The organism is Scytonema sp. UIC 10036 (assembly GCF_009725235.1).
In genome coordinates, this window is record NZ_WJFC01000021.1 from 1 (window position 1) to 16,571 (window position 16,571).

Consider the following 16,571-nt stretch of genomic DNA (forward strand, 5'->3'; position numbering starts at 1 on the left):
CCCTACCCCCTACCCCCTTATTCATCAGTCATGCTTTGATTAAAGCCCAAGCCAAAGATTATATACGGGAGACTCAAATTAATTTGATTTTGCAACCTATTATTAATGAATCGGTCTCTCAGCTTGGTAGTTTAGAAAATATTTGCCGCAATCTCTCTCAAATTCTCTCCCATCTACGCGGAAAAACACCCAAAGAAACGGGATACGCAGCTGGAAATACTTTGAATTTGTTACATCAAGCACAAGTTGATATGACTGGCTTTGATTTCTCTGGTTTAACATTGTGGCAAGCTTATATGCAGGGCGTACATCTACATGACGTTAATTTTTCCAATTCAGATTTATTTCGCTGTGTTTTTACTGAAACATTAGGTAATATTTTATTCGCTGCTTTTAGTCCAGATGGTCAGCTTTTGGCAACTTGTGACACTGACTGCAATGTGCGTCTCTGGGAAGTCGAAACAGGTAGATTATTGTTAATTTGTCAAGGTCATAGCAATTGGGTAAGGTTTGTGGTCTTTAGTCCAGATGGAGAAATTTTAGCAAGTGGCGGTGCTGACCATACAGTAAAGTTATGGAATGTCAGTGATGGAGTTTGTATAAAAACCCTAACTGGGCATTGTCATGAGACATTTTCTGTTGCTTTTAGCCCTAATGGTGATATTTTAGCCAGTGCAAGTGGCGATCGCACGGTCAAACTTTGGAATATTCGTGATGGGAGCTGTATTAAAACTCTTACCGGACACACAGACTGGGTGCGTTGTGTGGCGTTTAGTCCAGATGGAGACATTTTGGCAAGTAGCGGTGCAGACCATAAGATTAAATTGTGGAACGTGGAAACAGGTGAATGCTTGCACACCCTATCTAAACACCAAAGTTGGGTACGTTCTATTGCTTTTAATCCAAGCGGTCACACCTTAGCCAGTGGAAGTGGCGATCGCACGATTGCAATCTGGGATTATCATACAGGTGAGTGCATCAAAACATATACAGGGCATACGAACAGTGTCTATTCTGTTGCCTATAGTCCTGATGGAGATATACTCGTGAGTGGAAGTGGCGATCGTACTGTTAAACTTTGGGATTGTCATACCCACACCTGCATAAAAACACTGCACAAACAAACCAATGAAGTTTGTTGCGTAGCATTCAGTCCAGATAACCAAACAATTGCTTGCGTCAGCCTAGATCAAACAATGCGGTTGTGGGATTACCAAAACGGGCAATGTTTAAAAACCTGGCAAGGAAACACCGATTGGGCGCTTCCCGTTACATTTAGTCCCAACGGGCAAATTTTAGCCAGTGGTAGTAACGACAAAACAATTAAATTATGGGATTGGCAAACAGGAAATTGTCAGTTGAGCTTGCAAGGACACACAGATTTTATTTATGGGTTGGCATTTAGTCCAGATGGGCAAATTTTAGCCAGTGCCAGCACAGATTCTACAGTTAGATTATGGGCTGTAAACACGGGAAAATGCTTTCAAATTTTACAAGGACATACAGATTGGGCTTATACTGTAGCTTTTCATCCTTCATCTGAAATCATTGCCAGTGGGAGTGCTGACTGTACCATAAAACTGTGGGATTGGCACACCGGACAGTGTTCCAAAAATTTAATCGGTCATGCAGACAAAATTTGTGGAATAGTCTTTAGTCCCAATGGGCAACTATTAGCGAGTGCCAGTGCTGACCAAACTGTGAAGTTATGGAATTGGGAAACAGGTTATTGCATAAAAACTTTACCTGCTCATGATGCCAGAGTGTACACCGTTATATTTAGCCCAGATGGTCAAACTTTAGCCACTTGTAGCACTGACCAAACGATAAAATTATGGGATTGTGAAACTGGTAAATGCCTTAAAATACTTACAGAGCATACCAATTGGGTATTTGCCATTGCTTTTAGCCCAGATGGACAAATCCTTGCTAGCGCCTCCCACGACCAAACCGTCAGAATATGGGATATCAAAACGGAGAAATGTCAACATATTTGTGTTGGACACGCCCATTTAGTTTCTTCCGTTGCTTTTCATCCAGATGGAAAAGTCATAGCGAGTGGTTCGCAAGACCAATCCGTAAGAATTTGGGATGTAAAGACAGGCGAATGTATGAGAATCTTGAGAGCGAAAAGACTCTATGAGGGGATGAATATTACTGGTGTGAGAGGTTTAACGGATGCAACAATTTTGACACTTCACTCTTTGGGTGCGGTAAGTTTAGATAGGTAACTCCACGATACTTCAACTCAGATTTGGTTTGAGTTGGAACTGTTGTTATCCTCAAAATTGAGTAACTAACGCCTCGGTACTTTGCATTGACAAAATATGGGGGGTTTGGCAATTGAGTATGGTTTGTGTTGTATTGAGAACCGCGATAAGAGAGTTGCATCATTGAATTTTTGTGGTTAACTAGTGTTGACTGTTATCACCATAGAATTTAACTTTCCTTAAGTCCATGTATAAAAGTTATGGAGTTGGTAAGTTCGAGACGACTTAATCCTTTGTTTCAAAGAACCTATAACCCACATTCAGCAGGTTATTTAGGATAAAAAATAATATTGGTGACAAAAAGAACCAAGAAACTGTAGAATCAAAGTTTGTCTAGGAGTGAGTTTAATCCTTGACTTAATCCCATCAACTTTGTCCATCATTTATAAAATATACCCCGTCCTGTCCATACTCCGACCTGATAGCATATTGAAGTTGATTCCACTTCATTAATGATACTCTTCCCCCTCAACAAGATTATTCTATTCCTCAGATGCCCGTAAAAATTTGTAAGGAAAAACCTACCTTTGCTAAAATAAATTCCTAGTGAGCAAGCAGAATATTTAAAATACCTGCTAATATTATAGTGAGGTATGCTAGAATGAAATCTACTTTTTTAACAGTATGGAAAGCCAAACTAGGTACGATCTAAACTATTTAATCAAGCTGCTGGAACTGTCTACTCCAGATTCACTGAATATTGCCTCTGCTATTTTAAAAAGAAATCACGAAATAGATATCCCAGAACTTCCACAATTGCGTCAGGCTGTCTACCGCAGTCTGTCAGAGAAGAAAAATCGGCAGCTTTCACAGGAAGTTAGAGAAATCAAGACAAAACTCATAGCTTCTTTGGCACAAAATAGCTAGGTGAAAGGGTTGTGTAGATTCGCGAACAATTCTTTTTCTCCAAAGTCCATGCCTAACATAAATTTCGGACATCAGGTCATCCCATATACAGTATTGCTGTAGCGATCGCAAAGTTACTCTTTTTTCTCTTCTCCCCCCGTAAAATTACTCAAACTCCGACTAGCCACGTCCGCACTCAGTCCCCAAACTAACAATCCGAAATAATCAGAAAAGGGGTCAGCCCCAAAAGTTGTTCCTTTTTGCACGTAAAGCGATCGCAACCCCACTACGGACAAACCAACTAACAACACCAAAGAAAATAATGGTCTTGCAAACCAATAAGTTACTTGAGTCCGAAATTTAGTTCCAGATAAGATAATCAGAGATTTCTGCAACCATAGCACCCGTTTATCTATAGGTTTGTTTACACTAGATTGAACAGCACTACCAACAGCTACAACAGCATCTTTTACCCCCTTAACAACTTCTGATAAGTTAACGGGTGTTTTATCTGGTCCCATCATTGACGGTAGTTGCAACTTAGTGACATCTTGCTGTAACTCTCCTAGTAAACTTTTTGCCTGGTCATCCTGTCGGATATCAATTTGCAATCGCACATTGTTGATTTTTTGAAGAATGCCATTGTCTCCCTTCACTTCAGGACGATTTTTGAGAGGTTCTAACTTTTGTTCTATAATACGTAACTGCTGCAAACATTCCCGACGAGCATCAATTTTCTCTACTTCTGTTGTTGCAGCTGACAATTTCATCTGCTGAACCAATTGCTCGGCATCTGATATCATTGGAATAAGAATTTTTTGGTCTTCTGAGTTACTCTGAGACACTTGCTTTTCTAGCTCTTTTACCTTACCTAGTGCTTCAGACTGGGGAATACCCTTTTCTTGCATATATTTAATTAATCTACCTAAAAGAATGCCCAAGAATAACACCAACAGTGGCATAAAGGGAGCAATTCGCATAGTCAAATTTACTGGAATAATTAAACGCTCACGCCCATCTTCTAAAGTTAGGTAAACTGCTCCTGTATAGCGGTCTGAGGGAATTTGGGTATTGTCCCAATTTAAAGGTAATTTGACAATTTGGTCGGCTTTTAAAATTTGAGGAATATTAGGTATTTTGATTTGGTTAGAACTTAACTGATAACCAGTTTGCTCACCTTTTAACAACACCTCAGCACCAGTTACTTTTACAGATGCATCCTCTGTATTATCAAAGGCTAAATCCCAGTTTTGTAAAAATGCACTTTTGGGAAAAAATAGATGTGCTAAACTACAATCTAACCACCAACTACACTGGGTTAATTGTAACTGTACCTGTTCGTTTCCCTTCAAAAGTGTTAGTTTTGGTCTAGCTTTTACTAATACAGTAATATTAATAACTTGTGGTTTTTGAGCGGGAAGCCGTACTTGAATTTGTCCTTTATATGTTCCTGGTAATTGAGGATTACTGACTTTTACCTGGAAATCTTTGGGTATACCAGCTTGTAATTTAGTTTCACCTATAAACGATACTTGCTGACGACCAATGACTTCATCCCCTTCTTGACGCTTCAAGTCGGAAGCTAAAAAAGTGAATTGTTCTACCTTTGCTGAAGCAGAAAGACGTATGCTACCTATCAGGGTATTTTCTTCATTCAACCATCCCTTAATCTCCAAAGGATTGTCCTTAGCATCCACCTGAATGTTGGTTTGAGCTAGAGCCGATGGGGGACAAATTAGCAATAAGCAAACAGCCGCAAAAATCCAACGTTTCATATTATTTCTGCAATACAGAACAAGCTAAAGCTATTTCATGGGCAGCATATAGAGAATAGACTAAGCCAAGGGGATTATAATGCTGTTGTAGCAATTCTCGACGCACTGCAAGCATGGATTGTCCCATTGGTTCCCCTGCAAACAAACGCTTAAATACCTCAATAGCATAATATTCAGCCAAATTTTCTGATACGGGACATTCTGTACCAACCACTCCACTTGCTCCCGCATTCAGAAAATCATCAATTAAACTTACGTAACTTTCAGGACCATAGTCTCCTGTTGCACAGCCATTGAGGAAAACGAGTGGGTGGTGTAGCCAATTTGACTCATAACACTCTAAAAAATTACTGTCAATGCGATCGTCACTCAGTTCTAAATATGGTCGTTTTGGCATCTCTTCTACTCCACCGTGACAGTAAAAGTATACTAAATCCAAGACTTTGCTGTGTTCTCCCCAAATGTGTTCTAGCTCTAATATTTCTTCTGCAAGTAGTATATTCACTGAAGCAACCGTTTCTAGTTTGGGTAGATGCTCTCGCCAAAGTTGAAAATCGCGGTATACATTAAAACTTAACTGTAATGGCTGATTATTTTTTATTTGTCGTACTAATGCTATGGGAGCAGAGTGTTTGCTACTAGTCCAGCAAGGGAGTTGCTCGATTGAGTAACGGTAGCCCCAGAAAGCATGGGGACAAACATATTTTGGATCGTTTTTATGAGGGCAACTTGTACAATCTAAGTCATGCTCGGTAAAGCGATCGCATACACGAGCGAGATGGCTTTTGACTTTTCGCTCATACAGCAACGCCCAAGGAATTGTTACTTTTCCTAAAATTGGGTTGACTTGGATGACTGTGTTTGGTTTAAGGATAGCTTGTAGTATTTCCCCTTGGTCATCTGCTAGTAAGTTAGCTTGGTTGTGGGGTAAAAGTTGTCGGTAGAGTTCCCGTCCTACACCTGCTAATTTGGGGAGCCAAGTATTAAGTAACTCCATGTTTCCCTCAACTTGTCCCCAATATCCGTCATGTAAAGTTGAGTAGAGTTGTTGGCGAATTCCTGCGATCGCATTCCCCAGTGCTGTAGGTTGCAGAGTAGTATCATAAAATGCTAGTTCCTTATTACCACCAGTTCGGTCAAGGAAACGAAAGTCAATACTGCCGTCCCTTTGGTCAAGTTCCACATCTACAGTCAATACCCGCTCGGGAAGCAGTGCTAGCTGCTCGTTGGTTAGCAAGTCAGTGGTAGTAAAGGTAATGCGAGCAGTTTGAGGGGAACGTAGAGAGTCAGGAATTTCCGCACCTACCATAGGTATAATTAAGACTGTAATTTTTTTGGACTGGAGTAGGTAGCCACGATAAAACAACTCCACCTGGATGTAGCCCCGACCTTCAAATAGGTTAGGTTTAACGGTGAACTGTACGCTATCTGAAGAACCACTGCGGGGTAAAGTTAACTTTTTTACTGGTGCATTAATACTAAAATTTTTAGAAGCAACGACTACATCTAGAACCAATGTTTCCTGGACATTCCAAATTTGAGCTAAAGCCTGTTCTGGAAAAGGAGTTTGCTGCTGGTCTATTCCTTTTTTTTCTGGGCTAATATCTATGTATAAAATGTAAACATACCCGTGAATGAGAGGTTCACTGGATGGAACTGTTATTTGATTGCTAGGGTCAGCAAAGTAGGTATTAAAGTAACGGTAATTTTGGACGAAGTCGCTTATCTGCTCCAGAAAAATTAGCTGTTTAGCAGTTCGATCTTGATTTTCAGTTAGCAAGATGTTACTGGTAATGGTGATTACCTCGTTAGGTTTACTATTGGGGTCTCCTTTGGGCTGACCATCAAAGGTTATAACTTCTTTTGTCTCCCCAAAAAGTTCTTGCTCTAACTCATCTAAGCTGGGAAACAATTTTCGTGGGATTTGTCCGTCTAAAGCATCTAATTTGACTTTGTTATATTGGTAAAGGTGATTTAAGGTGGCATTCGCCTCAATCATTACCATTAGCTCTTCTTCAATAAAGTCCCAGTCATCAGGGTCAAGAGCCAGTTGCTGCCCCACATCTTGTAGAAGTTCTTGTTCATCGGTGGTGAGGGGGATTTTCAGTTCTCTGAGAGCTAGTAAGAGAGCCAGTAGAGTTTTGGTAACAGAAGAATTCATCAAGCTAGGGTGCCTCGGTAACAGGATAAAGCAGTTAATCAGTATAGATTAAGTTTTTATGACACGAGATGCACTTGTAGTTGGTATAAATCAGTATCCTTTGTTGAAGGATACATCGACAAGTAAAGCCAAGCACCTAAAAACTCCCGCAACTGATGCGGAAGCGATCGCTCAACTGTTGGAAATCGATGGCAATTTTCGAGTGCAACGATTGCCACGAAGCAACATTGATGGCAGATTGCAGGTCGATCCAGAAAAAAGTGTTACTGCTGATGAACTGCTAGATGAAATTACCAAACTATTTCTGACAAAAGATCGGCGAGACACGGCACTATTATTTTTTGCCGGACATGGGCTACAAAAACCCTTGGGCAGTCTCAAGCAAATTCTAATAGCAACCAGTGATGCAAATCCTGTAAACAAAAAGTGGAATGGTATATTACTGCGAGATTTATGGGAAATCGTAGAGCAGAGCCAAGTAAAAGAGCAAATTATTTGGTTAGATAGCTGCTACAGTGGTGAATTACTAGAACTTAAGGATAGCGATTTCCCAGGACGCAGACGCTTAATAATTGCTGCATCTCATAGTTCAGAAGTTGCTTATGGGCGGCTAGATGGTAAACATGGTTTACTTTCAGGAGCACTGATAAAAGGGCTTAATCCTGATAAAGTTCCACAAGGAGATTGGATAACAGACCGTACATTGGCACATGATGTGGAGGAAGAGCTTAACAAATACTATGCAGAAAAGAAAATCCCTCAAATTCCCCAAATCAGAAGACCAGACCAACCTATCAAACTGATTCAAGGAAAAGGTCAGGTAAGTTTAAATAAGCTACCAGATGTAAAAAAATCAGCAGAGCGTAAAATCCCATTTGTGTTGCCTCAGTTGGATATCTCAACTTTCACTGGTAGAAATGAGGAGTTAAAAAAACTAGAAGAATCGCTTTTGGACAATCAAGGGGTGAAATTGTGCAGTATTGCTGGGTTGACTGGTGTAGGAGGTATTGGTAAATCGGCTCTCGCCTGTCATTTTGCTACATTACATAAAGCAGATTTTCCTGATGGAGTAATTGGTTTACGGGTGGATGGCAAGAATGTAAATACCATTGCCCGCCAGTTTGCCCGCCTATGCGGAGCGGAAATTAAGCTAGATGCAGATGAAGAAGAAGCGCTGGATGCCACAACTATTATGCAACACGTGTTTGCCCACCGTCGGATGCTGCTGATTTTCGACGATGCTGATGATAGTATTCGCCAATTGCTTCCAGGTGGCAATCGATGTGCAGTCATTGTGACGACACGCGATCGCGGATCGGCAATTTCGCTGGAGATTCCCAAAGAGGGTAGAATCAACCTCTCTCCACTTCCTGAAGCTGATGCACTGTTGCTGTTAGAAAAGCTTATAGGTAAAGAACGTGTGGCAGCAGAACCAGAAGCTGCCCGCGAGTTAATCGAATTGGTAGGTTATTTACCCATTGCTATTAAAATTATTGGTTCACTATTAAGTCTATATGAAAAGCGCAGCCTTACTCGCCATGCCAAGAGATTAACAAAAAAAAGGCAACTTGCACGTATAAAATTTGGCGACGTCAAACATTTGGATCTATTTGCTTGTTTCTCATTGAGTTTAGAGTATTTACAGCCGGATGAAATAAACTTCTTTGCTTGCTTAAGTGTTTGTGCCAAAAATGGCTTCTCTTTGCAAACTGCAATAGTTACAACTGCTTGCGATGACGACACTACTGAAGAGCGCCTGAACAAACTCGATCGGCTTTCGCTAATTAACAATTCCGAGGTAGGGGAAGACCGCTTTGTATTTCATCCACTTATCTACGAGTTTGCTGTAGAAAAGGCTATTGAGTTAGGGTTGCACGAGGAGGCAACGGCAAGACACGCTGAATATTTTATTAAGTTGGTTAAGAGGGAAATTAATCCCGTAGTTGCCAAAGAAATTGCAGCAGAGTTTGATGAAATTATCTTAGCTGCTCAGTGGTTGCAGCAGCAAACAACAATAAAATATCAAGAACAAGATAAGTATGAGTTCGCAGTTTACCTACAGCCATTTTTTGAGCAGTATGCTGATTGGGAACAGGCTGTTCATTTCATGTTGGGATTTGAAAAATTAGCAGAAAGTAATGAAAATTGGGAAAAAGTTGTAAAATTCCGGATTCAGCAGGCAAAATATTTATCTCTACAAGGTAACCGGACAGGCGCAGAAGAACTTCTCAAATCTGAACTTATCTCAGAAATATTGAGCAAAATTGAGGAAGAAACAACTCGTCAACTTTCTCTTGCAAAGTACCTTAATACCCTGGGTGGTATAGTAATGCGGCAAGGAAAATTTGATGAAGCTGTTAAAGTTTTCAAGCGTGCTGTGGAGATTGAGGAGCAACTGAATAATCAAGAAGGTTTGGCGATGGTGCTGAATAGTTTGGGAGGCGTACTGCGACGACAGGGAGGCTTCAACGAAGCCGAGGAGATTTTAAACCGCAGTTATGCTATCTCTATGCAGTTAAACGATAAACGCCATGCAGCTATGGTATTACACAACTTAGGTATATGTTTCCAGGAACAAGAACGTTTGGATGAGGCTTTTTATACCTTACAGCGCAGTTCTGCTATTTTTGAGGAATTGGGACATCAACGCAGCTTATTAATGGTATTAACCAGTCTGGGTAGAGTTTTACAAAGACAGGGAAAACTTGATGAGGCGATAACAGCAATTGAAAAAAGCGCAGCTATTGAAGAGAAACTGGCTGACAAACGCAACTTTATAATCAAATTAAACCTTCTAGGTAGTTTATACCAGGAGCAAGCAAGGTTCAATGAAGCAATCCAAACCTATGAGCGTGCGCTCGCCATTGCACAAGAAACGGATAACAAGCAACAATTGGCAATTACTCTAACTCAGTTGGGTGGTTTGTACCAGGAGCAAAGACAGTTCGACGAAGCCATACAATCCTGTGAGCGTGCCATCGCCATTACACTAGAAGCTGATAATAAACAACAATTAGCTATTATACTGACTCAGTTGGGTGGGTTGTACCAAAAGCAAGGACGAATCGATGAAGCCATACAATCCTGTGAGCGTGCCATCGCTATTGCACAAGAAACCGATAACAAGCAACAATTGGCAATTACCTTACATCAGTTGGGTGGGTTGTACCAAAAGCAAGAACAAATTGATCGAGCCATCCAATCCTTTGAAGGTGTGATTGCAATTACCGAAGAAACTGATAATAAGCAACAATTGGCAACTACTCTAACTCAGTTGGGTGGGTTGTATCAGCAGCAAGGAAGAATCGATAAAGCCATCCAATCTTTTAAACGTGCAATTGCTATTGCACAAGATGCCGATAACAAACAACAATTAGCAATCACTCTAACTCAGTTGGGTGGTTTGTACCAGGAGCAAAGACAGTTCGACAAAGCCATCCAATCCTTTGAGAGTGCCCTCGCCATTGAACAAGAAATTGATGACAAGCATTCATTAACAATTACCTTAAAGCAGTTAGGTGGGTTGTACCAGAAGCAAGGACAAATTGATCGAGCCATCCAATCATTGGAACGTATAGTCACAATTGCAGAAGGAACAGATAATAAGCAACAACTAAAAATTATTTTAGATAACTCACTTGATTATACAATTTTTTTGTGCCAAGTTGATATTTTGTACGGGTCTGCTGCTAGAGCAACGCAAAAATTTCATGCCCCTGAAATGATTCTCCGACGCTACTATGAACTATCTGTGAAATTAGATGACAAGCAATGGCAGGCAATCATACTTAACAGTCTAGGTCAAGTGTTCTGCAAGCAAGGAGGAGAGAAGAAATTTCAATTAGCTCTTATGTATTTTCGAGAAAGCATAAAATGTGCTGAACAATTAGATAACCAAAAACATTTAGCAAAAGTTCATACTGATATGGGTCAAGCCTTACTAGCACATGGACATACTAAGCAGGCATCTGAAGCATTTCGCATAGGTTTTGAAATAAATGAGAGCTTAAGAAATAGCTTGGGTTTAGTTAAAATCACGCCTGAATTAACATATGCTCTGGTACAGTTAGGAAATCGTGAAGAAGCTATCTCTTATTGTCAACGTGCGCTTGCTATTTATCCTCAAGACCAAGTTGTTGTTGAACTTTACGATAAACTTTCTTCATCAAAAGAAATAGTAAACTCAAATACCTTAAAACTTGGAACTGTCAAATTTATTAAGAAAAATAAGCAAGGTAAAGTATATGGATATATCGCTGCCGATGATGGTAGTGATGATATCTACTTCCAAGAAGATTTTATAAACTCAGACTTCATATTTCAACTGCAAAAAGGTTCTCGTGTAAAAGTGGAAGTTAAGCAAAAAGAAAAAAGAGTTTATGCCAAAAGTTTACGAATACTTACTAATGATGAGAGTACATAAATTAAAACAAGTACTTGAATATTAAATTATTAGTTTGTAGCAAATATATAAATCTTTAAATTAATTTACTGATATGAGTAAAGAAGCCTTAGAAGCAAAGAATTTTAAAAATCTACAATTAGAAGCTAACATTATCAATGAACTAGTGCAGCTGCTCCGACCTTTTTTGGAAGATGAGAGAAATCGTCGTCCCTTTTTAGTTTTCGCTTTGGGTAATGATGCACCTGTGTTGCAGCACATCAGTTGGGGTGGTGCTGTGGCAAGTTTTATCCCAGATATGATGTGCAAGCTAGTAGACTATGGCGAAGTAGCTCCAGGAAAACAAGCGCTTTGGGCATTGTTGGAATATGTGCGATCGCAAGTAGGTGTAGATGTGCAGCAACGTATCGATCATTTGCGTCCTCTACTTGATGTGGGAGCGATCTCTTCCACAGCAACTGATAGCATATCAATAGATGTCCTTGTGCAGAAAGTGCGTGCTCGCCTGCATGATGATATCCAAAGCTTGCATGGAACAATACCACTTTTAGGTGTTGACCATTGGGTAAATTTGGGCGAGTTATTTGTAGATGTTAATATTCTAGAACAAGTTAGTAGTAGCCGCAAATCAGAACTAAATGACTTGTGGCAAGATTTTAGTGTTGGTGTTAAAGAATATTCCAGTTATCGTAGTTTGGATCGCATTGGCTTAGGCAAACAGCAACAGCGAATATCTGGGTTAACAGTGCTGGCAAAAAATACGAATTTAATGGTGTTGGGGAAGCCTGGTTCTGGGAAAACAACTTATCTCCAGTGTATTGTCATCGAATGTAATGAAGGTAGATTGCAACCACATCGAATTCCGGTCTTGATTAAGCTACGAGAATTTGTAGATGATGGTCGCTCCTTTGAATATCATTTAGAGCGTTATTTAACTCAGCAATGGCGCTTGTCTGATGTTGAAACTGAATTAGTCTTAAGTCAAGGTAGGGCGTTGATTTTACTAGATGGTTTAGATGAGGTTACGGGAACCAACGGACAAGAACTTTCTAAAGAAATTAAACGATTTGCTCGTACATATCCCCAGAATCAGTTGATAGTTACTTGTAGAACACAAAGTCAAGAATCCCGATTTGACCGTTTTGATTATGTCGAAGTCGCAGATTTTAATCAGACACAAGTCAATGCATTTGCGGAACACTGGTTTAAGGTAGTTTGTTCAAATATAAAGGAAAGACAAGCGAAAGCACGAGAATTTATAGAAAAACTTTATTTAGAAAAAAATCAGCCAATTCGGGAATTAGCAATTACACCAATCTTATTGAATTTAACCTGTTCAGTGTTTCATCAAACAGAAAAGTTCTACTCAAAACGGTCGAAACTATACGAAGAAGGATTAGAGTTACTCCTAGAGAAGTGGGACAAATCACGGGCAATTGAGCGGGATGAGATTTACCGAGAGTTATTGCCTGAGCGAAAGCAGGAACTTTTGAGCTATCTAGCGGTGAAGAAGTTTGAGCAACCACAGTATGTGCTGTTTGAGCAGGAGGAAATAGAGAGGTATATTGCGGAGTTTTTGAAAATTTCGCGGCGAGATAGTCAGGTGGTTTTAAGAGCAATTGAGGCGCAGCATGGGTTGCTGATTGAAAGGGCGCAGAAGGTTTGGTCTTTTTCGCACCTGACTTTTCAAGAGTATTTCGTAGGAAAGTGGTTTTGCAAACGAGCTGATTGGCAGATACTAGCCAAGCATATTTCTGAAGTACGCTACCAAGAAATATTTTTGATTACTACTGAGCTATCTTGTAACAGTGGACAACTACTAAAAAGTATGAAAAACGAAATTGACTATGTACTAGGTGTAAATAAAGAGCTTCAAGATTTTCTCGCTCGTGTTTATGCAAAATCCCAATCTGTTACTGTTCCCTATCATCCAGCAAAAATTAGAGCTTTCTATTTTTCAATAAATCGTAATGATATTCTTGATTTTCAATCTCCTTCAAATTTTTGCTCCACACATACCTTTGACATTGATATTAATTCTGTAATTAATCCTGAATATGCTCTTGATTGTGTCCTTGACTACGAACTGGCTTTATTCCTATATAATGCTTATTGTATAGCTTCCAATCCACCTATGATGGATGCTTTTAGCTATTCTCATGTTAATCAACAATTCATTGAAGGATATGAAAAATTAACTGCATATCAACTTGAACCAGAATTTAGAACGGAACTTGAAAAGATAAAAAATGTGCTACCGAGCTTCTTATGCGAAGACTGGGAGAGCTATAGAAACTGGGGGTTAACAGAAGGTCGAATCTGGGCTGAGCGGCTTAGAGGATTGATAGTGACATATCGAAATATCAGACACAGCCTACACTATCTTAAAGATGAGCAATGGGAATCACTAAAACAGTACTACGATGCCAATAAACTATTAGTAGATTGTTTAAATAGTGGTAGTGTGATGAGTGGCACAGTTCGCGAAGAAATAGAAAACACCTTACTATTACCCATTACGGAGATTGAGAAGTACAAAAGCACGCAATGTCACTTGGAACAATAAGCGCTAAACCTCATGTCAGTACTCACAGTTATAAATCTATATCATCTTTAATTAGAAGATCGCTGCATGACTTTATAGGAGCAGTAACCGTGACCGTACAACTATCCCAACCCGACTTCCAACGCCTGACGCGCATTGTGCAGAATTTACCAGACTTTGCCAACGTGCGCGATCGCCGAGATTTTCTTACAGGAGCTTTTGGAGGAGATCCGAAAGCTGAGATAATTCTGGCGCGGCTAGATTGGGAAGGTAGCCCCATGAGTTTCTCTGTGAGGATAGTAACCTTTTTGTCGCAATTTGGACAGGTTGCTTACGGTAAAGAAGCCCTGGCAGTTTTCCTCAACCATATTCAGAACTATATTGGCGATGGTGATGATAAAGACTTTATTCTGGGCTTATTTCAAACATATCCTCTCCTAGATGTTGCTAGTACTCGCAATCGCTCTATTGATTCTTGGCGCGGAACTGACAGTATAGTTGACATCCAGGAAAAAATTATTGGAGAAGATACTCTACGCCATATTTACATTTTAAACTTAGCATTAGAAGCATCAAAAGCGGTGGTTCGTATCAAAACTCCAGAAGGTTTGGGTACGGGGTTTATGATTGCACCTGATTTACTCATGACGAACAATCACGTTATCAAAAGCCAGGAAGTAGCAGAAAAAAGTAACTTCAGCTTTAACTATCAATTAGATATCAATGGTAAAGAATGCCCAACACAAACTATTGGGGCTTTACCAGATGGTGCTTTTTACACTAACAAAGAACTGGATTTTACAGTAGTAACCCTGAAAGAAGTTCCAGACTTTGGCAAACCTTTAATCTTCAAAAGTCAATTAATGCGGCGAGATGACCGCGTGGCAATTATTCAACATCCAGGCGGACATTTAAAGAAGATCTCAATACAGAATAACTTTGTTGCTTACGCCGATAATCAAGTCCTGCAATATACTACTAGTACAGAACCCGGTTCATCAGGTTCGCCTGTTTTCGATGATGATTTTCAGGTGGTTGGGATTCACCATAGCGGTGGGATGTTAGTAGAACCAAGCACGCAACGGAGGTATTTACGTAATGCAGGTACGAGTGCGATCGCTGTTTTGAAAGATTTACAGGCGAATGCACCTGAAATTTACGCAAGATTGCAGGGGTAATTTAGATGGCAGAACTCAATGGGGAAATCATCCAAGAATTATCGCGTGTGTTAAGACCATTTATGTGGGATAAGCAACAACGTCAATCTTATCTTGTTATGGCTTTAGGGACTAATGCAAATGTCTTGAATCGTTTGGTTTGGGATACGAGTGTGGATGTTTTTATTCCCCAAATGGTGAGGGAACTAGTAGCATTTGGAGAAATTAACTCTGGGAAACCTGCAGTTTGTACTTTATTGGAAGTCATACGTGAAAATGTAGGCGTAGATATTCAACAAACAATTGATAATTTACTACAAAAAATTATACAAGAATTAGCAGAACAACAAAAACGAGTAGATAGTCTAGATAGTCGCTATAGAAATATCAATTCCCTCAGCGGACATTCAGATTCAGTTTTATATGTTGCTGTTAGTCCAGATGGTAAGATTGTTGCCAGTGGAAGTCGCGACCGCACAATCAAATTATGGAACTTAACGACGGTCGAATTGCTCACTACTTTCATAGGACATTCTAGCCCAGTTCTTGCTGTTGACTTTAGCCCAGATGGACAAACCTTGGCAAGTGTCAGTAACATGGAGTTTCAGGATGGTAATATCAAGTTGTGGGATATACGTACAGGTAAACTGAGACAAACTTTAGGCAGTTCGTTGGTTTCTTTGCGAACTAGTTGTGTCAGCTTTAGCCCGGATGGACAAACCCTCGCCACGGGACATTTTGACGCGGCTATTAGACTTTGGCATCTTAGTAGCGGAAAACAGTTACACACTTTAAGGGGACACGGATGGGATGTCAATTCTGTGACTTTTAGCCGTGATGGACGGTTTTTGGTGAGCGGTAGTATTGATGGTGCAATCATGATTTGGAATTGGCGTAATGGGGAGAGAATACGTACTCTCAATCGCCCAACCGACTTTTTTGGTTCTATGGTATCTTGGTTTGACCGTTCGGTAGGGTCAATTCGCTCAGTTGCTATTAGTCCTGACGGACAAACCATTGCCAGTGGAGGTACTAGTGTCGGTGATAATGGTGTTTCTAATCCACCAATCAAGCTGTGGAATCCAAACACTGGAACCCAAGAGCGTATTCTGACTGGACACACAGATTCTGTGAATGCGATCGCGTTTAGTCCATCCGAAAAAATTATCGCCAGTGGAGGTGAAGATAATACAATTAGGATATGGAATTATCAAACAGCAGAACTGTTACAGACTCTTGAAGCTCAAAGTCTTGTAAATTCTCTTGCTTTCAGTCCTCATCCTAAAATTTTAGTTAGTGGTAATGATGATTCCAGAATTAGGATTTGGGGTGTACCTTCTTAATGACGCTTACGTCTGTTTGGTTTCAGAAATGATAAAAGTAATACAGATAATCTAACCAAAATTTCCCAGGCA

Annotated in this window: 7 protein-coding genes and 1 pseudogene; 6 read left to right on the forward strand and 2 right to left on the reverse strand. The window is 40.0% G+C overall.

Annotated features, from left to right (window positions below; all coding sequences use genetic code 11):
• Both F7734_RS12275 and F7734_RS12285 read left to right on the forward strand, forming a co-directional pair.
• Positions 1-2,231, forward strand: a pseudogene (locus F7734_RS12275) (hypothetical protein); the annotation flags it as partial.
• 663 nt (positions 2,232-2,894) lie between these two features.
• On the forward strand, positions 2,895-3,137 hold the full coding sequence (locus tag F7734_RS12285; protein ID WP_155744927.1) for a hypothetical protein: 243 nt from the start codon (positions 2,895-2,897) through the stop codon (positions 3,135-3,137).
• 113 nt (positions 3,138-3,250) lie between these two features.
• On the opposite strand, the gene F7734_RS12290 is transcribed toward F7734_RS12285, so the two are convergent.
• Both F7734_RS12290 and F7734_RS12295 read right to left on the reverse strand, forming a co-directional pair.
• A complete protein-coding gene (locus F7734_RS12290; RefSeq protein WP_155744929.1) occupies positions 3,251-4,891 on the reverse strand; it encodes a hypothetical protein in 1,641 nt (546 codons plus the stop codon).
• Between the two features lies 1 nt (position 4,892).
• Positions 4,893-7,052, reverse strand: coding sequence for a CHAT domain-containing protein (locus F7734_RS12295; RefSeq protein ID WP_155744931.1), 2,160 nt, complete (start codon positions 7,050-7,052; stop codon positions 4,893-4,895).
• 58 nt (positions 7,053-7,110) lie between these two features.
• Between F7734_RS12295 and F7734_RS12300 the strand changes: the two genes are divergently transcribed.
• The 4 genes from F7734_RS12300 (at position 7,111) to F7734_RS12315 (ending at position 16,499) form a co-directional block, all read left to right on the forward strand.
• A complete protein-coding gene (locus tag F7734_RS12300; protein ID WP_155744933.1) occupies positions 7,111-11,475 on the forward strand; it encodes a tetratricopeptide repeat protein in 4,365 nt (1,454 codons plus the stop codon).
• A 73-nt stretch (positions 11,476-11,548) separates the two neighbouring features.
• Entirely contained in the window at positions 11,549-14,020 is a 2,472-nt protein-coding gene (locus F7734_RS12305) for an NACHT domain-containing protein (RefSeq protein WP_155744935.1), read from the forward strand.
• An 89-nt stretch (positions 14,021-14,109) separates the two neighbouring features.
• Positions 14,110-15,177, forward strand: coding sequence for a serine protease (locus F7734_RS12310; RefSeq protein ID WP_166481870.1), 1,068 nt, complete (start codon positions 14,110-14,112; stop codon positions 15,175-15,177).
• Between the two features lie 5 nt (positions 15,178-15,182).
• Positions 15,183-16,499: a WD40 repeat domain-containing protein gene (locus F7734_RS12315; protein ID WP_155744936.1), complete on the forward strand. Its 1,317-nt coding sequence runs from the start codon at positions 15,183-15,185 to the stop codon at positions 16,497-16,499.
• Positions 16,500-16,571: the final 72 nt, after the last annotated feature.

What these genes read in the sequence shown, in the direction of transcription:
- F7734_RS12285 (WP_155744927.1), top strand. Translation starts at nt 2,895, where the DNA reads ATGGAAAGCCAAACTAGGTACGATCTAAACTATTTAATCAAGCTGCTG.
- F7734_RS12290 (WP_155744929.1), bottom strand. Translation starts at nt 4,891, where the DNA reads ATGAAACGTTGGATTTTTGCGGCTGTTTGCTTATTGCTAATTTGTCCC.
- F7734_RS12295 (WP_155744931.1), bottom strand. Translation starts at nt 7,052, where the DNA reads ATGAATTCTTCTGTTACCAAAACTCTACTGGCTCTCTTACTAGCTCTC.
- F7734_RS12300 (WP_155744933.1), top strand. Translation starts at nt 7,111, where the DNA reads ATGACACGAGATGCACTTGTAGTTGGTATAAATCAGTATCCTTTGTTG.
- F7734_RS12305 (WP_155744935.1), top strand. Translation starts at nt 11,549, where the DNA reads ATGAGTAAAGAAGCCTTAGAAGCAAAGAATTTTAAAAATCTACAATTA.
- F7734_RS12315 (WP_155744936.1), top strand. Translation starts at nt 15,183, where the DNA reads ATGGCAGAACTCAATGGGGAAATCATCCAAGAATTATCGCGTGTGTTA.